This is a genomic window from Psychromonas aquimarina ATCC BAA-1526 (assembly GCF_000428725.1).
Lineage (GTDB): Bacteria > Pseudomonadota > Gammaproteobacteria > Enterobacterales > Psychromonadaceae > Psychromonas > Psychromonas aquimarina.
In genome coordinates, this window is sequence record NZ_AUAM01000015.1 from 48,743 (window position 1) to 66,967 (window position 18,225).

The 18,225-nt window shown below is 43.6% G+C and carries 15 protein-coding genes; 6 read left to right on the forward strand and 9 right to left on the reverse strand.

Annotation, left to right across the window (positions count from 1 at the left end):
• Positions 1–52: 52 nt before the first annotated feature.
• Genes menC through G337_RS0106500 form a run of 4 tightly spaced genes read right to left on the reverse strand, consistent with a single transcriptional unit; the run spans position 53 to position 3,946 of the window.
• Entirely contained in the window at positions 53–1,033 is a 981-nt protein-coding gene (gene menC / locus G337_RS0106485) for an o-succinylbenzoate synthase (RefSeq protein ID WP_028863168.1), read from the reverse strand.
• 11 nt (positions 1,034–1,044) lie between these two features.
• A complete protein-coding gene (alr, locus tag G337_RS0106490) occupies positions 1,045–2,121 on the reverse strand; it encodes an alanine racemase (protein ID WP_028863169.1) in 1,077 nt (358 codons plus the stop codon).
• A gap of 39 nt (positions 2,122–2,160) precedes the next feature.
• Complete coding sequence (dnaB, locus tag G337_RS0106495; RefSeq protein ID WP_028863170.1) at positions 2,161–3,561, reverse strand: replicative DNA helicase; 1,401 nt, start codon at positions 3,559–3,561, stop codon at positions 2,161–2,163.
• Between the two features lie 28 nt (positions 3,562–3,589).
• Positions 3,590–3,946 (reverse strand): diacylglycerol kinase, encoded by a 357-nt coding sequence (locus G337_RS0106500; RefSeq protein ID WP_028863171.1) that lies wholly within the window; start codon positions 3,944–3,946, stop codon positions 3,590–3,592.
• Between the two features lie 246 nt (positions 3,947–4,192).
• On the opposite strand from G337_RS0106500, the gene plsB reads away from it, so the two are divergent.
• From plsB to recQ, 5 genes are all read left to right on the forward strand, one after another.
• The gene (plsB, locus tag G337_RS25730) at positions 4,193–6,550 is read left to right on the forward strand and encodes a glycerol-3-phosphate 1-O-acyltransferase PlsB (protein ID WP_037027151.1); all 2,358 of its coding nucleotides are present in this window, start codon (positions 4,193–4,195) and stop codon (positions 6,548–6,550) included.
• Between the two features lie 161 nt (positions 6,551–6,711).
• Complete coding sequence (locus G337_RS0106510) at positions 6,712–7,344, forward strand: YigZ family protein (RefSeq protein ID WP_037027153.1); 633 nt, start codon at positions 6,712–6,714, stop codon at positions 7,342–7,344.
• A 14-nt stretch (positions 7,345–7,358) separates the two neighbouring features.
• Positions 7,359–8,816, forward strand: coding sequence for a TrkH family potassium uptake protein (locus tag G337_RS0106515; protein ID WP_028863173.1), 1,458 nt, complete (start codon positions 7,359–7,361; stop codon positions 8,814–8,816).
• A gap of 58 nt (positions 8,817–8,874) precedes the next feature.
• Positions 8,875–9,396, forward strand: coding sequence for a menaquinone-dependent protoporphyrinogen IX dehydrogenase (hemG, locus tag G337_RS0106520; protein ID WP_028863174.1), 522 nt, complete (start codon positions 8,875–8,877; stop codon positions 9,394–9,396).
• A gap of 107 nt (positions 9,397–9,503) precedes the next feature.
• On the forward strand, positions 9,504–11,312 hold the full coding sequence (recQ, locus tag G337_RS0106525; RefSeq protein ID WP_028863175.1) for a DNA helicase RecQ: 1,809 nt from the start codon (positions 9,504–9,506) through the stop codon (positions 11,310–11,312).
• Positions 11,313–11,388: 76 nt separating this feature from the next.
• Here the strand turns inward: recQ and G337_RS0106530 are convergent, their stop codons facing one another.
• Together G337_RS0106530 and G337_RS0106535 are read right to left on the reverse strand one after the other, a co-directional pair.
• Entirely contained in the window at positions 11,389–11,751 is a 363-nt protein-coding gene (locus G337_RS0106530; RefSeq protein WP_028863176.1) for a hypothetical protein, read from the reverse strand.
• Between the two features lie 426 nt (positions 11,752–12,177).
• A complete protein-coding gene (locus G337_RS0106535; RefSeq protein ID WP_028863177.1) occupies positions 12,178–12,537 on the reverse strand; it encodes a hypothetical protein in 360 nt (119 codons plus the stop codon).
• A 342-nt stretch (positions 12,538–12,879) separates the two neighbouring features.
• On the opposite strand from G337_RS0106535, the gene G337_RS0106540 reads away from it, so the two are divergent.
• Positions 12,880–14,556, forward strand: coding sequence for a DUF2813 domain-containing protein (locus G337_RS0106540; protein ID WP_028863178.1), 1,677 nt, complete (start codon positions 12,880–12,882; stop codon positions 14,554–14,556).
• Positions 14,557–14,599: 43 nt separating this feature from the next.
• Here G337_RS0106540 and G337_RS25735 read toward each other — a convergent pair whose 3' ends face one another.
• From G337_RS25735 to nfo, 3 genes are all read right to left on the reverse strand, one after another.
• Positions 14,600–15,031, reverse strand: a complete 432-nt coding sequence (locus G337_RS25735; RefSeq protein WP_051303020.1) for an META domain-containing protein — start codon at positions 15,029–15,031, stop codon at positions 14,600–14,602.
• Positions 15,032–17,173, reverse strand: coding sequence for a RelA/SpoT family protein (locus G337_RS0106550; RefSeq protein ID WP_028863179.1), 2,142 nt, complete (start codon positions 17,171–17,173; stop codon positions 15,032–15,034).
• Between the two features lie 161 nt (positions 17,174–17,334).
• Positions 17,335–18,183 carry a deoxyribonuclease IV gene (gene nfo / locus G337_RS0106555; RefSeq protein WP_028863180.1) on the reverse strand — a complete coding sequence of 283 codons (849 nt, stop codon included), beginning with the start codon at positions 18,181–18,183 and terminating at the stop codon, positions 17,335–17,337.
• Between the last annotated feature and the right edge of the window lie 42 nt (positions 18,184–18,225).

An 18,225-nucleotide genomic window follows, 5' to 3' on the forward strand; every position in this document is an offset into this window, starting at 1 on the left:
TGTATGGTGATATTTGGGGGCTGCGGCGTCTGTAAACAAAGCGGGCAGAAATTCAGCTTGTGGCCCATAAACACTCCAGTTGAGAGAGAGCTTCAGGAAGATTTTCCGCTGTGGTTAACGGCCCTGCGGCAAAATATTTAAGTGTGTCTAAGCCTAATGAAATATCCGTTGAATTCTGCCAGTATAAAGCTAAGCAGGTTAACTGCTGCAGACCAACAATAGACTCAAAAGAGGAGCTGATGCTCACCTTCAGCTGATCCCTATGAGCATTATTGATTAAGGCCTGCATGCGCTGCAGTGAGCCGATTAAGCTTGGTTTGATAACTAATGCTTTAATACAGCGTTTATACTGGTAACAGAAATCAGGCTGCAGCAGGGTTTCATCAAGCGCCAGAGCTATCTGGTGCTGTTCTGCTAATTGTATATTATCTATATAACTAGCTGTTGGTTCTTCAATATAATCCAGCCGGCTGCTGTTTATACTGCTGAAAAACAGATCTGCCTGTTCGACTGTCCAGGCCTGATTAGCATCACAGCGGATCAGTAATAGCGGATTAATAGATGTTAATTGATTAAATAATAGAATATCTGCTTCGGGTGACTGTCTGGCTGCTTTGAGTTTAACCAGATCAGGGCACTTTAAAGCAAGATACTGTTTGATAACCGTCTGATTATCTCCCTGTAGTAAAGGTACTTTATCTAGATTTACTGCCTGCGGTGCGCAGGGGATTTTCTGTGCCGCATAATCCAAAGCAAACTGTACGCTTGGATACAACTCGCTCTCTTCGCTTAAGTTTTCTAGCCCCCGCTCGAGCAGGCCGATAACCTGCTCTTTAGCCTGCGCCAGTGTCTCACGGCTGAAACCGGGCAGCGGAGCTATTTCAGCAAGGCTGATATCCCCGTCTTTATCCTGCAGCTGTAAAATGAGACCTTCGCGATATTTGAGGTTAAAGCCTTTAAAGTTTAAAGGCTTTAAAAAAGGGATTTTATAAGCAAATAGTTTAATGACTTCAGAGCGCCGGCCAGTCTTCATCTGTTTGTCTCTTAATTGATATAGTGCAGGGCAACACGCGAGGTTAACTTGGTGACTAATTCATAAGCAATGGTGCCGATATGTAAAGCAACCTGCTCAGCCGGCAGACCTTCGCCCCATAAGGTGACATCATCACCGACTTGATCCTGCGCATCAGCCCCTAAGTCAACGGTTAACATATCCATAGATACCCGGCCGACAATGGGGACCTGCCGTCCATTGACCAGTACTGGTGTACCTTCAGGCGCCATGCGCGGATAACCGTCGCCGTAACCTACGGCAACAACCCCGAGCATAGTATCTTCAGCTGCTGTCCAGTTTGCGCCGTAACCGACACTTTCTCCAGCATAGTGCCTGCGTACTGCAATTAACTGTGATTTTAAGGTCATAACCGGTGCTAACTGAAAATCCTGTGCGGTTTGATTTTCAAAGGGAGATATCCCGTATAAAGCGATACCGGGGCGAATAACATCCTGGCGGGCTTCCGGCCAGGCAAGCGCAGCTGCGGAATTTGCTAAGGAGTTTAAACCGCTGTGGGGTTTTATATGTTTTTTAAACAGTGTTATTTGTGCCGCAGTTATCGGGTTATCCAGTTCATCTGCACAGTTAAAATGGGTGATTAGGTTGATCGGCTTCTGTACGTTTTTACTATGCAGCAGCTGCTGATAAACAGCGTCAAACTGCTCACTATGAAAACCTAAACGATGCATGCCGCAGTCAAGCTTTAACCAGACCGGCAGCGGTTTGTCCAGATCCGCCTGCACAATGGCATTAACCTGCTCCTGTGAGTGCACCACACAATGCAGTTCTTTTTCTATCAGAATCGGCAGATCAGCTGTCTGGAAAAAACCTTCCAGTAAAACTACCGGCTTTTTAAAACCTGATTCACGCAGAATTAATGCTTCATTTAGACGAGCGACGCCGCAGGCAAAAATATCCGGCAGACTTTGTGCAACCCTGACCATACCGTGGCCGTAGGCATCAGCTTTTACCACTGCTAAAATTTTACTGTGAGGCGCGGTCTGCTGTAATACCTGCAGGTTTTTCTGCAGGGCTTTCAGGTTAATAACGGCACGTGTGATATCCATTAATAGGCTCTATTTTTTTTTATTAAGTTGCGCATCTGCTTACTCATCACCGTGATATGCCGCACCGGTATAGTCATCAAAGCGCGAATAACGACCCTGGAAGGTTAAGCGTACCTTACCAATCGGACCATTACGCTGTTTACCGATAATGATTTCTGCAATACCTTTATCATTACTGTCTTCGTTATAAACTTCATCACGATAGATAAACATAATCAGATCGGCATCCTGCTCAATCGCGCCTGATTCACGTAAATCCGAGTTAATCGGGCGTTTATCGGCACGCTGCTCAAGACCACGGTTTAGCTGAGAAAGTGCAATTACCGGGCAGCGCAGTTCTTTTGCTAATGCTTTTAATGAGCGTGAGATTTCTGAGATTTCCAGGGTACGGTTTTCACTTAATGAAGGTACGCGCATCAGCTGCAGGTAATCGACCATGATCATACTGATGCCGCCGTTATCCCGGGCAATACGGCGGGCACGGGAACGAAGCTCCGTTGGTGTAAGGCCCGAACTGTCATCGATAAACATCTTACCCTGATTTAACAGAATCGACATGGTTGAAGAGAGAGAAGCCCAGTCGTTCTCATCAAGCTGACCGGTACGGATTTTACCCTGATCAATTCGCCCTAGTGATGCCAGCATACGGTTCATAATCTGATCTGCAGGCATCTCCAGAGAAAAGATTATTGTAGGTTTATCTGAATTGAGCGCCGCGTGTTCAGCAAGGTTCATGGCAAAGGTTGTTTTACCCATGGACGGACGCGCGGCAACGATGATTAAATCACCCGGCTGAAAACCGGTAGTCATCTGATCTAAATCGTTATAACCCGAAGACAGACCGGTAATACCGTCGCGCGGGTTTTTACATAAATCATCAATTCTGGCGACGGTTTCTTTAAGAATATCTTTAATCGCCTGCGGGCCTTCGCTTTTATCACTGCGGGCTTCGGCTATCTGGAATACTTTTGTTTCAGCAAAATCAAGCAGCTCGGAGCTGTCACGACCTTCAGTTTCATAACCTGCTTCAGCAATTTCATTAGCAACACCGATTAACTCACGGACAATGGCACGTTCACGTACGATATCCGAGTAGTTATTGATATTAGCGGCACTAGGAGTGTTTTGTAAAAGCTCCGCAAGGTAGGCAATACCGCCAACCCCTTCCAGCTCCTGGTTATTTTCAAGGTGCTCGGAAAGGGTTACTAAATCAACCGGTATATCTTCACTGCTGAGATGTTCAATGGTTGAAAATATCTGCCGATGGGCGCGATGATAAAAATCTCGCTCAACCACACGCTCTGCAACATCGTTCCAGGCTTCGTTATTAAGTAATAAACCACCGATTATCGCCTGCTCTGCTTCAAATGAATGCGGAACGCTTTTAATCGGAGATACAGTTTTATTTTTTTTAGCTGGGAAAGGTGCTTTATCTGCCATATTTAAATCCAGAATTTGTTAATTGAGCTTATAAAAAGAGGATTTCAAGCCAAATATACGCGGTTAATAATAAGGCTATCAATACAGCCGCTGAACCCATATCTTTTGCCCGGCCGGAAAGTTCATGATGCTCACTGCCGATACGATCCACAACGGCTTCAACTGCTGAGTTAATGATTTCAATGATCATAACCAGCACAACCGGGGCGATTAATAAAATGCGTTCAATTTGAGAAACATCCAGATAACAGGCAAGCGGAATTAAAAGCAAAGCGAGAAATGTTTCCTGGCGAAATGCCGCTTCATGTTTAAATGCGCTTTTCAGCCCCTGCAGCGAATAACCGCCTGCTAAAATAATGCGTTTTAATCCGGTATTTTTTTTCATGAAATGACAAACCTGCTGCTCATTGTATCGGAGGGCTACTTTAGCAAAAGGCAGAGGCAAGGTCACTTTCTCTTTCGTAACAAGCCGCTCTTTCTGAGCCGCTTGTTGCGCTGGGTTTACATCTTTTCCGGCTGCTCTGCCGTTATTGCCTAAATATATATGTGCTAGTATTTGTTTTTCTAGGGCTATCTCGCCTCAGTACTTTTTCCAGGTTCTGGTGTCTGTGTTTTTATTTAAGGTGTTTCTGTGTTAGCAAAAGGCTCGGTTTTTTCTCATCTTATCAATAGATACTGGGTCCGCAGTGTCTATGTGCCTCGGCAGCCGATTTCTGAACTACAGCTCGATTTAAAGCGCCCGATTATTTATGTGGTGGAGCAGAATAGCGCCAGTGATCTGCTTGGCCTGCAGGCCGCCTGTGTGCAGGCTGGCTTGCCGGATCCTTACCTGCCGATAGAGGTCGCCGGGCAAAGTTTAAGTGCGGTTATATTTATTCATAACTGGTCCTGGTTTTCGCCGCGCCTTCCGCGCCTGCAGGAAACGCCGTATTTAGCGCAGTACCAGCAGTTATTAAATCTGCATAAGGCAAATAGTGAGTTAGATATCCAGCTGCTTCCGGTATCTTTTTACTGGGGAAGAAATCCGGGAAAAAAGGGGAAAACAGCAAGATTTGACCTGTCCGAACAGCGTCAGATCGGGGCCCTGCATAAGTCTCTGGTTGTTTTGAAAAACGGCAAAGATCATCTGCTTCGATTTAACCGTCCGATTTCAATTGCAGCTCTTTGTGAAAGAGAAAAGAATCAGGCCGGCGGCAGTAATTCAGATTCGCAGTTAGCGCATAAGCTTGCAAAAATTGCGATGACCTATTTTAGTCAGCAGAAGCGCACCAGTATCGGGCCTAAACTGCCGGGTAGAAAAGAGATGGTTGAAACTGTACTGCAGCAGCCGTCTTTACGCAAAGTCATAACACAGACCGCGGAGCAGAAACAGTCGAGTGAATCACAGGTTGAGCAGCAGTGCCGTTTGTACCTGCAGGAGATCAGTGCTGACTTCTCCTATCCGTTTTTACGTATTTTTCGCCGTATTTTAGGCTGGGTATGGAATTATATTTACCAGGGTATTGAAGTGAACCATGCGCAGGCAGTCCGCCAGGCCTGCCAAAGCGGTGCAGAAATTATCTATATGCCCTGTCACCGAAGTCATATGGATTATCTGCTGCTTTCCTATCTGTTATTTGAGCAGGGGTTGGTTCCTCCTCATGTTGCCGCCGGAGTGAACCTTAACTTTTTTCCTGCAGGAGGTATTTTTAGACGCAGCGGCGCTTTCTTCTTACGGCGCACTTTTAAAGACTCGCCGCTGTATGCAGAGGTGTTTAAAGCTTATTTTGCAATGCTGTTTAAACAGGGATATCCCATTGAGTTTTTCAGCGAAGGCGGACGAAGCCGCACAGGGCGTTTATTACCGCCGAAAGCAGGTTTACTGGCAATGTCTCTGCAGACTTATCTGAATCAGCCGGAGCGTAATGTTTTAATTATACCTGTCTATATTGGTTATGATCATATTATGGAAGTGAGCACTTACACAAAAGAGCTGGCTGGGCAGAAAAAAGAGCAGGAGAGTATCCGGCAGGTATTAGGCATAGTTAAAAAGCTGGGTAATTTTGGCCGGGCTTTTGTTAATTTTGGTGAGCCTGTCAATATTAAGCAGCATTTTGATCAGCAGATTCCAAGCTGGAAAGAAACGGATATTGATCAGCAGCAGTTTAAAGAACAAGTCGGGAAGGTGGCACAGAAAGTTATGGCCGGCATTAATCAGGCCGCCGCTGTTAATGCTCTGCCCCTGTGTGCATCCATTTTATTAGCATGTAAAAACTACCAGGTAGAAAAAACGCAGTTGTTTGAATATATTAATAAACATCTGCAGCTGCTGAGTTTAAAAAATTCATACAGTCTGGTTACCTGTCAGCTGCAGAGCGCTGCTGATGCCTATCAGCAGGCGCTGCTCATGAATAAATTCGAGCAGCAGGGTACTTTAGTACAGTGCTCTTTGCCGCAGGCGGCGGAGCTGACCTATTACCGTAATAATATTGTTCACTTGTTTGCTCTGCCGAGTCTGCTATGCAATACCGTCTCTTATCTGCTGCGTCAGAACAAGCCCTTAACATCTGCAGAGATTGTTTTTTATGCGTCAAAAGTTTACCCGTTTGTGCAGGCTGAATACTTCTTAAATACAGGGGCAAATATAAAGACACTGCTAGAGCAGGGATTAGGTGAATTACAGAGCCTTGCTGTATTAAAAGAGCTGCAGGGGACCTATATAGTTGCCGATGGTGCTTTGTTTAGTATTTTTGTCGGGCATATGCAGGAAAGCTACAGCCGCTATCATCATTTCCTGTTTTTATTAATCAGTAATAACAGCTGCTGGCAGGGTTTGGATTTTAAACAAACGGCACTGCAGACAAAAGCAGATTTACAAAACCGCAGTATTGAACCCTTTGATATTAAAGTTATTGAGGTTTATCGCGATACCCTGCAGAGATTATATCCGGATTTTATAAAGCCTAAGCAGGCTGAAACACTACTGGATCTGTTTGATCATTCTCTCTAATAACAAAATTTAATTTAAGGAAAAATGAGTTTTAAAGATGGTTATTTGCCGGCTGGTGGACTTTAACCCGGCAGGCTGCCGGGTTTGTCTGGGGTGAATAGTCGAATAAAGTAATATGCAGGAATTTATTTTGCTACACTTACCTTTTTATTTTTTGTGGAATGTCTGTGACTGAACCTTACCCTATTATCCAGGAAGGGCTGATCTTTCAAGAAGAGATTAAAAAAAGCCGTTTTATTACTTACCTGCAGCCCGCTGCTGGAAAAGAGCAGGCTTTAGCTTATCTGCAAAGAATTAGAGAACTGCATAAAGAGGCTCGACATCACTGCTGGGCTTATATAGGCGGCAGCCCGAAAGACAGCGTTAATATGGGATGCAGTGATGATGGTGAGCCGAAAGGCACCGCGGGAAAACCTATGCTGGCTGTTTTACAAGGTAGCAATTGCGGTGAAATTATGGCTGTGGTCGTGCGTTATTCCGGTGGAATTAAACTTGGAACCGGCGGACTGGTACGTGCTTACTCGAACGGCATACAGCAGCTGGTCAGACAGATGCAGACAATTGAAAAGCGTTTTTATCAACATTATCAGCTGCATTGTGACTATGCTCAAATGGCGCTGATAGAAAGCTTGTTAGCAAGATTATCTGGACGTATTGTGCAGGTTGATTATCAGCAGTTTATATCTGCCACAGTTGAAGTCGATCTGCAGCTGACCGAAGAATTTATTCAGCAGCTTGAATCGCTGACACAAGGAAAAGTTTTTGCGAAAAAAATCCCTATTAAAGCCGGCTAAAGTGAGATAACCAGGTGGCTTTTCGCTCAATAATTAGAATTGTCGGCATGTTAATCGGGTTATTCAGCCTGACTATGCTGCCGCCTGTACTGATCGCATCATTTTATAACGACAACGGTGGTAATGATTTTCTAGCCGCCTTTTCGGTTACCCTGCTGATCGGGTTTATTTTATGGATGCCCAACAGGCATATTAAAAAAGATTTAAAAGCTAGAGAAGGTTTTTTAATCGTAGTGCTGTTCTGGGCCGCCCTGGGCAGTGTTGGAGCGATCCCGTTCCTGATGAGCTCCAGCATAGAGATGAACGGCGCCTCCGCATTTTTTGAATCATTTTCAGGGCTGACCACTACCGGCGCTACAGTTATCGAAAACCTCGACAGTCTGCCTAAATCTATTCTCTTTTACCGGCAGATGCTGCAGTGGTTTGGCGGCATGGGGATCATTGTTTTAGCTGTTGCTGTACTGCCTATGCTGGGTATCGGTGGTATGCAGTTATACAGAGCGGAAACTCCCGGCCCGGTAAAAGACTCCAAAATGACGCCGCGCATAGCGGAAACAGCAAAAGCGCTGTGGTATGTGTACCTGTGTCTGACTGTTGCCTGTATGATGGCATTCTGGCTTGCCGGAATGAGTTTATTTGATGCGTTAGGGCATAGTTTTTCGACCGTTTCTATCGGCGGCTTCTCAACTCATGATGCCAGCATGGGTTATTTTGACAGTAATATTATTAATCTGATCACCGTGGTTTTTCTGATTATTTCCGGTGTGAATTACGCGCTGCATTTCAGTGCATTTTCAGCCGGAAAATTTTCTTTTAATATTTATCGCCAGGATCCGGAAGTACGTGCATTTATTTTTATTCAACTACTGTTAACAGCGGTCTGCTTTCTCGGACTGATAGGCAATGATGTTTATGATTCAATTGAACAGTCGTTTTCGCAGGCGCTGTTTCAAGCGGTTTCTATTTCTACCACGGCCGGTTTTACCACAACTTCTTTTGCTGACTGGCCTCTTTTTCTGCCGGTTTTATTAGTTATATCCAGCTTTATCGGCGGCTGTGCAGGCTCTACTGGAGGCGGTTTAAAGGTAATTCGAGTTTTATTGTTGAATTTACAGGGGATGCGGGAGCTAAAACGCCTGGTACATCCGAAAGCTGTATTTAAAATAAAACTAGGCGATAAAGCACTGCCGGACCGGGTCGTTGAAGCGGTGTGGGGTTTTTTCTCAACTTATGCTCTGGTCTTTATTCTGTGCATGCTGGCACTGCTAATGACCGGCATGGATGAAATAAGTGCTTTCTCATCCGTTGCAGCAATGCTTAACAATCTCGGGCCCGGGCTGGGTGAAGTGGCGGTACATTTTAATGAAGTAAGTGATGCATCGAAGTGGATTATGATTATTGCTATGCTGTTCGGTCGTCTGGAGGTGTTCACCCTGTTAGTTCTATTTACGCCGGTATTCTGGAAAAATTAAAGATTTAATAATAATTTAAACCTGCCTATGTTCAGGCTGGTATGTTGGGAAAAATTCAATGGCAAGTAAAACCCTGGTTATCTATTCGTCTGTTGACGGGCAGACGCTGAAAATAATCAAACGGATCACCACTTTAATTGAAGGTGATATCACTTTATGTAATGTGGATGAAAATCCGCAGGTTGATTTCAGCCACTATGATAAAGTACTGATTGGTGCTTCTATTCGTTATGGTAACTTTCGCAGGAACTTACTGAATTTTGTCAATACACACAAAGCACATCTAGACCTGCTGCCGAATGCTTTTTTTCTGGTTTGTTTAACAGCACGTAAACCTGAAAAGGCGAATCCGGCGAATAATGCCTATATGGCTAAATTTGATCAGTTATCGTTATGGCAGCCGAGATTGAAGGGGGTTTTTGCTGGGGCATTATTATATTCCCGCTACAACTGGTGGCAGACACTGCTTATTCAGCTGATTATGAAAATAACCGGCGGCAGTACAGACAAAAGCAAAGATATGGAGTTAACCGACTGGGCGCAGGTGGAGGTGTTCAGCAGGGATTTTTCTGCTTTATAACAGAAAGAGACCGGACGTAAGCAGTTTGCTTATTAAGCTGATTTTTTAATTCGTCTGGCATACAATGCATGCTTTAAAATATTTGTATTAATGCAGGCAGAAGTATCGTGAATCAACAATCTTGCCCTAACGCGAAACAGATCCTGTTTGATGTGTTTGGCTACAATACCTTTCGAGAAGGTCAGGAAGAGATTATCAGCCGGCTGTGTGCTGGAGATGATGCTCTGGTAGTGATGCCCACGGGCGGCGGAAAAAGCCTGTGTTTTCAGATACCGGCGCTGGTTCGTCCCGGTATCTGCTTTGTTATCTCACCGCTTATTTCATTAATGAAAGATCAGGTTGATACACTGCGCTCCTGCGGTGTCGCGGCTGCATATCTGAACTCCAGCCTTTCTTATCAGGAACAAAATCAGATACTCAACGATATGCACAGCGGACAGCTGAAGATTGTTTATATTGCCCCTGAACGTCTGCTTCGTCCGGATTTTATGAGCCGCCTGGACAACCTGCCGATTAATCTGTTTGCCATTGATGAAGCGCACTGTATTTCTCAGTGGGGTCATGATTTCCGTCCGGAATATGCGCTGCTTGGTCAGTTAAAAGAGCGTTTTCCTGATACCCCGCTGGCTGCATTAACCGCGACCGCAGATCATGCCACCCAGGAAGATATTCTAGCGCGACTGCAGCTCCGAGACCCGCTGATTGCAGTACATAGTTTTGACCGGCCGAATATTGAATATCTGCTGATTGAAAAGTACCGTCCATTGACTCAGCTGTTTAATTATTTATCCGAGCACAAAAATGAAAGCGGCATTATTTACTGTACCAGCCGCCGTCGTACTGAAGAATTAAGTGACAAGTTAAGTGCCAGAGGTTTAAAAGCGCGCTGCTATCATGCTGGTTTACCTCTGCAGGAACGTCAGTCGGTACAGGAGTTGTTTATCAAGGATGAAGTGGATATTGTTGTTGCCACAGTGGCTTTCGGTATGGGCATTGATAAGCCTAATGTGCGCTTTGTTGTACATTATGAGATACCGAAAAATATAGAATCTTATTACCAGGAAACAGGGCGGGCCGGGCGTGACGGTTTACCGGCACAGGCGATGTTATTTTATGATCCTGCAGATCCGGCGCGGATCCGGGGCATGCTGGAAAAAAATGAAAATGAGGAGCAGCTTCGTATTGAGCTGCACAAATTAAATACTATGGTTGCATTTGCAGAAGCGCAGATCTGCCGCCGTCAGGTTTTATTAAATTACTTTGGTGAATACAGTCATCAGGCCTGCGGTAACTGTGATGTCTGTCTGGATCCGCCGAAAAGTTACGATGCAACTGAAGATGCGCAGAAAATACTTTCCTGTGTTTACCGTACCGGACAGCATTTCGGCATGGGATACGTTGTTGAGGTCTTAAAAGGGGCGCAAACCGCACGCATTAAAAGTTTAGGGCACGATAAACTGTCAACATACGGTTTAGGTAAAGAGCAGTCGACAGAGCACTGGTTAAGTATTTTAAGACAGTTAATTCACTGTGGTTTACTGATGCAGAACTTGACCCGGGGGTCTGCGCTGCAGCTGACTCAGGCCGCTCGTCCTGTTTTAAAAGCACAGCAGGTGCTTCACTTAGCTGTACCGCGTGTGAAAATGGTTAAGGTGAAAAAGAAACGCAGTGTACTCGCTGATCTTGCGGATAATAAACTGTTTGCCCGCTTGCGTCAGCTGCGCAAACAGATTGCCGATCGTGAAGATCTGCCGCCGTATATTATTTTCAGTGATGTTTCTCTTTCTGAAATGAGTGAATTGATGCCGTTAACGGATGCTGAATTTTTGAATATCAGTGGTGTCGGTCATATTAAACTGGATAAATATGGTGCTGAATTTATGCAGATAATTAATGAACATTCACAATCGTTATAGAAACTGCGTTTACATAAATATGACTTTTATGGGCGCGGGAAGGTTAATCTGATATGACTTTCCTGCACCCGAAAAACTAAGCGTTTAATTTAAAATCATTTAAACGCTTTAAAGCATGTTCAATAACATTGGGGGAAATTTTTTCCTGGATCTCGGTGACCTCTGCGTTATTAAATAACTCCCCTAAAAATACACAGATGTAAGTTAACGGTGCGCTGGAAAACAGTTTCGGATTTGCTAGAAAATCCTGCCCGCGAGTTGCCATCCAGACCGCATTACTGTGCTTGGTCATAAACTTCGAGTCTAAAATAGTCTTTTTCAATTTGCTTAATAATGTTGTGAAATCAAACTGCTGAGAATTGAACTCATTACTGAATGCAGCCAGTAAATTAATAGACTGTTGATTTGGTAAAATTGCCAGCTTGTGGATATTGGTCATTTGAAGTGTCCTGTGATGATGAACTCTAAATAGTGAAACGTTTACATCCTTGTTATGATTACCTACTTATATTAGTTTGCTGTTAGCATGGTTTAAAAATGACTTGTTTTGTTTCATTGTAAGAAAAGTCATATTCTATGATAAAAAAGTCAAGGTGAAGGGTACAGCTTAAGGCATAAGTGCTTCAATATAATTAATCTCTATTTATTGTAAAATTTGAGTTGCTTAACAATTTAGAAATAATGATTTTATCTGTCACTATTATTTGCTTATTTTTACAGCAGAAAGCAGTATCTGCCGGGCTTTTGGGAAGAGTATAAAATTCAAGCGGATAGTTTTTTGCTAAGCAGAAGATAAAACAATTTGAAAAAGCTGGTATAAAAAAGGCTAATCGAAATTAGCCTGAAACTTACCGTTGTTTACTGGTTAATGCAGTTTAAAATCATTAAGTCGGGCTAATACACTCTTTAATATCTGCGGTGTTAGTTTCTCTAGTAGTTCTTCCAGGCTGTATTTTTTAAACAGCTCACCGATAAAAGCGCAAATATAAGTCAGCGGTGCATGCGCAAATAGTTTCGGGTTAGTTAAATAATCGGAACCCCGTCTCTGCATCCAGTCGGCATTATCATGCTTGACCATAAAGTTAAGTTTGTAAATCTCATTTTTAAGCTTTATTAACAGCTGAGTATAATCAAATGAAATATCATCAAATTCGGCGTGATAATTTGCAATTGAATCAATAACTTCTTGGCTTGGTAAAATATTTAGTGCATGAATATTAGACATTTACAGGTTCCTTCGAATAAATGAATGACCATGCGGCTCTTTGAAAAGAGCTGCATAAATTAATTATCAGTTAGCCCATCGTGTGTTCAATAGTTGTTCTGCGCTGTTTTTGTGTTGTTTCTTCTGCGGTGATTATTAGTCCGCTTTTTTCTTGTGGAATTGCTTTGGTAAAATGAATTGTAGTAAAGGATTTTAGTTTGTCGATGACATTATTTTAATGAAACGGCAAAGATCTGCAGAGTTTGCACTGGATCATATTTTGTGTAAACGTTTTGCATAACTTGTCTTCTAACTCACTTCTGATATTTTTAGTAGTAGGACATTCTTTTTTAAGGAGAGCCTATGCTTCTAGATCAGATTGAGATTGTTGGATTTAGGGGCATTAATCGTTTGTCGATTAATGTGAAGGAATTGAATGCTTTTCTTGGTGAAAACAGTTGGGGAAAGTCGAGTCTGTTTGATGCACTGTCGTTATTTTTATCCGGAACACACAAAAACTATAGGTTCACGGCCGATGATTTTCACCAGCCCCCTAATCCTGAAATCAGTACTACTAAGCTTATCCATCTCGTTTTTACTTTCAAAGAGCAGTTAATTGGGGAAGCCGGTCTGCGCCAGTATGCCAGTATACTAGAAACCTGGAATGCGCCCCGTAATGAATTGAGATATATATATTTCCAGATAGACGGCGAGGTTACAGATGCCGGAAATATTAAAACCCGCCGCTATTTTTTAGATAATGACGGTATTGAAAAGATATACAGCAGGGAAAAATTAGCAGAACTGGTTAATGAGTTTGTTTCTTTTGTACCGGTTTTACGTATGGGTAGTGAAGCGCCATTGATTATGGACTCTGAAGAGGAGGAAGCCAAAGAGTTATCTAGTAAAAGAGAGCGTTGTGAAGAAAGAATTAAACGTGTATTTAAACGTCTGGTTGGCTCTTCGCAGCAGTTATCTGAATACGAAATGGGGCGCGGATATGAAGCGCTTGCTTATCTGTTTGACCATTACCTGTTTAAGCGTTACGGCGGATTTGATTACCATAAAGTTGATTTTGAACACGATATTCATAGCCAGCGGCCGTTTTCTTTTCTCGCTTTAACCCACTTTAATGATCTGTTTAAAACCGGACATAAAAGAGACCGGGCGATGCTGCTGCTGATCCTTGGAGAATTTTTACAAGTGAGAGGCGAGCACCTGCTGCGGCGGGGGGCAACCCCTATATTATTACTGGAAGAACCGGAAAATAATTTACATCCTGTCAATTTAGCGATTACCTGGCGATTTTTCTCTTTGTTACCCATGCAGAAGCTGGTCAGTACCAACTCTAGTCAGCTTTTATCGTTTTTCCCTTTAAGCCGTATTCAGCGCCTGGTTAGACAGGCGGATTTAATTAAAAGTTACTCTTTAAATGCAGCTCATTTTTCCAATAATGATTTACGCAGAATAGCCTTTCATCTGCGTATGACACGCCCGCAAAGTCTTTTTGCGCGTTCCTGGTTATTAGTTGAAGGGGAAACTGAGACCTGGCTGCTAACTGAACTGGCCCGTTTATGCGGCTATCATCTGGTGGTAGAGGGGGTACAGATTATTGAGTTTGCCCAGTGCGGCGTTGCTCCTCTGATTAAACTTGCTCAGGATCTGCATATTGAATGGCATGTATTAACGGATGGGGACGCTGCCGGACAAAAATATGCCGGCCGGGTCGAGGAGATGTTGTCAGCAAAAGACTTTTTAGCGAATCGCCTTTCCGTATTACCGGCACTGGATATTGAGCATCTGTTTTTCGACAGTGGGTTTTCTGATATTTATCTTGAAGCGGCGAATTATACTGAGAAGGATTTAGCGCGTGTTGCGGTGAATAAAATTATTGATAAAGCGGTACATAAATATTCTAAACCAGGATTAGGTCTGGCAATTGCGACGGCTGTTGAGGAACGCGGAGCAGATTCTATTCCGCCGCTGTTAAAACGTTTGTTTGCTCGTCTGGTTGGTTTAGCAAGAACGCAGTCCGGTTGAGCAGACTGCGTTTATTGCCAGATAGTCTGAATATCTTCAGGGGTTATTTAGACTGGTAGGTAAGCTTATGCTCTTTACCCGTCAGAATTAATGTCTGTTCGTTTAATTGAATGTCTGACCAGTCTGCTAATACAGAAGCCACAACCATTTCCACTTCATTGGTCTGCCGGCGGCACATTTTGCGCGTACTGCCCATTTTTTCAATGCGCAGCTGGTTATTGTGCAGCTCAAGCGCGCCGAAAAAGTTATTACAAGCCAGGTTACCGGTTGCTTTAGACTGGGCATCAATGGTGATTGTGCTGTTGATTTCAGCATCTACTGCCTGCTGGTCAATATTCACTAACTGCCATTTATTCTGGAGTTGTATCAGTTCAATGACGGCTGGTGAAACATCAGTATTGTTAGTCGCTGCTGTGCTGCAGGAGAATAAAAATAATGATGTTGATAAAACTGCCGCTGTTTTAAACAGGCTCATCTAGATTTCCTTTGCTTTTATTTTTTTGTTGCTTCGTTTGACACTGGTTACGCTGGAAAGTTTCTTAATCTGACGCATTACTCGTGACAAATGAATTCGGTTGATAACAGTCAGGGTTAAGTTGATCGAATAAACATGATCCGGTAATTCAGTGGTCTGAAGATCCACCACATTGGCATTACTTTTGGCAATAATATTAAACAGTTGAGCCAGGCCGGCTTTATGGTTAATCATCATGATATTGAGATCGCTGGAATATTCATACTGATTCATGAAATCCATATCCCATTCAACAGGGATATATTTATCTAATTCATTTTCATAACCGGTAACATTATGACAGTTCTGCAGATGTACCACTAAACCTTTACCCGGACTCGCATGGGCAACAATGGTATCTCCAGGTAACGGCTTACAGCAGTTGGCGTAAGATATCATCATATCTTCAGTGCCTTTGATGGCACTTTGGCGGGTCTGCTGTTTTAATTCCGACTCGGTTAATTCATCGGTGTTGCCGCGCAGGCGTCGGGCAATAATAATACTCATCAGCTTACCGCTGCCTATTTCGTGCAGCAGGCTGTTAAAATCATCAAGATGGTGATCAGCAATAACCCTGTCGATATTTTCCTGCGGGATATCAGTTAAATTGGTACGGTTAAGCGCCTGTTTTAATAAACGCCGTCCTTCCGGAATGGTGATTTCTCTGGGCAGCTGTTTAAGGTACTGACGAATATTGTTGCGGGCTTTATGAGTGGCAACAAAGTTTAACCAGTCTGCGCAGGGCTGCGGTTTATTGGAGGTGATAATCTGGATAGTCTGGCCGCTTTCAAGTTTATCGCTGAGCAGTGCAAATTCTTTGTCTATTTTGGCGCCCGTGCAGCGGTGGCCGATTTTGGTATGCAGTGCATAAGCAAAATCAACAGGGGTTGCATGAGCGGGTAAAACAATGATTTTTCCCTGCGGGGTTAACACATGAATCTCGTTATTACCCAGCTCCTGCTTAATATTTTCCAGCATTACCAGTGAGTTAGTTGTATTGTCTTCCTGATCAGAGAGCCCCTGGAACCAGTTGCGAGTCTGCAGCTGCGCGGTCATATTAGAGTTGCCGCTGCCTTCTTTATAACTCCAGTGTGCAGCTATGCCTTGTTTGGCTACTGCATCCATATCTTCGGTACGGATTTGAATTTCAATATTCACACCATGGTGGGTGATTAAAGTGGTATGCAGCGACTGGTAGCTGTTTGATTTAGGAATCGCGATATAATCTTCGAAATGCTCGAGTTTCGGCTGATAGAGGTGATGCATCTGCCCTAAGACCCGGTAACAGGTATCAAGATCTTTAACTATGATGCGGAAAGCATAAACATCCATTACATCATGGAACTGACAGCCTTTTTTGCGCATTTTCCGGTACAGGCTGTACAGGTGTTTTTCACGCCCGATAACGTCTGCTTCAATCGACATGCTGTCTAATTTTGCTGAAATCTCATCACAGATACTTTGAATAAAGTCTTTGCGGTTGCCGCGTGCTTTGGTGATGGCATCTTTTAATACATAATAGCGGGCGGAATTTTGTGCTTTGAAAGCAAGCTTTTCTAATTCGTTTTTGAGGTGGTGAAGGCCAAGCCGGTCGGCAATTGGAGTGAATATCTCAAAGGTTTCACGGGCAATCCGCCTGCGTTTATCAAGGCGTAATGAGTCTAAGGTACGCATATTGTGAACGCGGTCGGCAATTTTAATGAGCATAACCCGGAAGTCTTTAGACATGGCGATCAGCATCTTACGGATATTTTCTGCCTGCGCCTGTTCGCGGTCTTTAAAGTTAACTTTATCTAACTTAGTAACGCCTTCCACTAACTCGGCAACACTTGGATTGAAGGTATCTGACAGCTCCTGGTAGGTTACCTCTGTATCTTCAAGAACATCATGGAGAAGCGCCGCCGCAATTGCTTCATGATCCAGCTTCATCTCCGCCAGTATTTCAGCAACTGCTACGGGATGAGTGATATAAGGTTCACCGCTTGCTCGTTGAACGCCGTCGTGTGCGGCGTAAGCAAACTCATAAGCTCGCTCAATAAACTGACATTGCTCTGGGGCAAGGTAAGATTGAGTCAAATCTTTAAGTGCTTGAAATATTAACATTTGCGACCTTATTTTTAATAACCTGTCAATAATAGTAAAGCCAGTTAGCAGACTTGGAAAGTATAAAAACTAACTTTTCTATTTTTATTGTGTTGATTGCTGCAATTGTCGGATTTCTTCATGGGGAATATCCGAACTAATGCTCTGCCGCTGCTGCGGTATTAACTTTCTAAAACCCACTCTTTTAACTGCTGGATTTCCTGCGGCCAGATTTCCGGATCCGTTGTTTCTAATACCATGGGGATATTATCAAATCTTGGATCCTGCATGATATATCTGAAGCAGGACCAGCCGATTTCACCGGCCCCTAATGAAGCATGGCGGTCTACTCTGCTTGCCAGCGGCACTTTGCTGTCATTGATATGCATAGCCGCCAGGTATTCAAAGCCGACAATCTCTGAAAATGCCTTAAATGTCTCACGACAGGCCTCTTCGCTGCGCAGATCGTAACCGGAAACAAAAGTATGGCAGGTATCCAGACAAACTCCAACACGCTGTTTATCTTCAACATGTTCGATAATGACAGCCAGCTGTTCAAAAGAATAACCTAAATTGGTGCCTTGCCCTGCGGTATTTTCAATCACGGCTTTGACTGTAGTTGTCTGCTGCAGAGCCCAGTTTATGGATTCGGCAACACGCAGCAGGCAGTCATGTTCGCTGATCTTTTTAAGGTGACTGCCGGGATGAAAGTTCAATAATGTTAAACCCAGCTGTTCACAGCGCTGCATTTCGTCTAAAAAAGCATTTCTGGATTTTTGTAATGCTTCCTGTTCCGGGTGGCCGAGATTAATTAAATAAGAGTCGTGGGGCAGGATCTGCTCCGGACTGAAATTATAACGAATGCAGGCCGCTTTAAATTTACGGATGGTGTCATTATCAAGCGGTTTAGCTTCCCAGCGGCGCTGGTTCTTGGTAAATAATGCAAAGGCGGTTGCACCTATTTCATGCGCATTTTTTGGGGCGTTAAATACGCCGCCGGAAGCACTGACGTGTGCGCCGATGTATTTCATAGCTGAATATCCGTAAGTTATATAGCCGTGAAGTATAAATAA

Excerpts from the sequence above, each read along its gene's own strand:
- G337_RS0106540 (WP_028863178.1), top strand. The coding sequence starts at position 12,880 with ATGCTTCTAGATCAGATTGAGATTGTTGGATTTAGGGGCATTAATCGT.
- menC (WP_028863168.1), bottom strand. The coding sequence starts at position 1,033 with ATGAAGACTGGCCGGCGCTCTGAAGTCATTAAACTATTTGCTTATAAA.
- G337_RS0106535 (WP_028863177.1), bottom strand. The coding sequence starts at position 12,537 with ATGTCTAATATTCATGCACTAAATATTTTACCAAGCCAAGAAGTTATT.
- G337_RS0106510 (WP_037027153.1), top strand. The coding sequence starts at position 6,712 with ATGTCTGTGACTGAACCTTACCCTATTATCCAGGAAGGGCTGATCTTT.
- alr (WP_028863169.1), bottom strand. The coding sequence starts at position 2,121 with ATGGATATCACACGTGCCGTTATTAACCTGAAAGCCCTGCAGAAAAAC.
- dnaB (WP_028863170.1), bottom strand. The coding sequence starts at position 3,561 with ATGGCAGATAAAGCACCTTTCCCAGCTAAAAAAAATAAAACTGTATCT.
- G337_RS0106550 (WP_028863179.1), bottom strand. The coding sequence starts at position 17,173 with ATGTTAATATTTCAAGCACTTAAAGATTTGACTCAATCTTACCTTGCC.
- G337_RS0106530 (WP_028863176.1), bottom strand. The coding sequence starts at position 11,751 with ATGACCAATATCCACAAGCTGGCAATTTTACCAAATCAACAGTCTATT.
- G337_RS0106500 (WP_028863171.1), bottom strand. The coding sequence starts at position 3,946 with ATGAAAAAAAATACCGGATTAAAACGCATTATTTTAGCAGGCGGTTAT.
- G337_RS25735 (WP_051303020.1), bottom strand. The coding sequence starts at position 15,031 with ATGAGCCTGTTTAAAACAGCGGCAGTTTTATCAACATCATTATTTTTA.
- hemG (WP_028863174.1), top strand. The coding sequence starts at position 8,875 with ATGGCAAGTAAAACCCTGGTTATCTATTCGTCTGTTGACGGGCAGACG.
- nfo (WP_028863180.1), bottom strand. The coding sequence starts at position 18,183 with ATGAAATACATCGGCGCACACGTCAGTGCTTCCGGCGGCGTATTTAAC.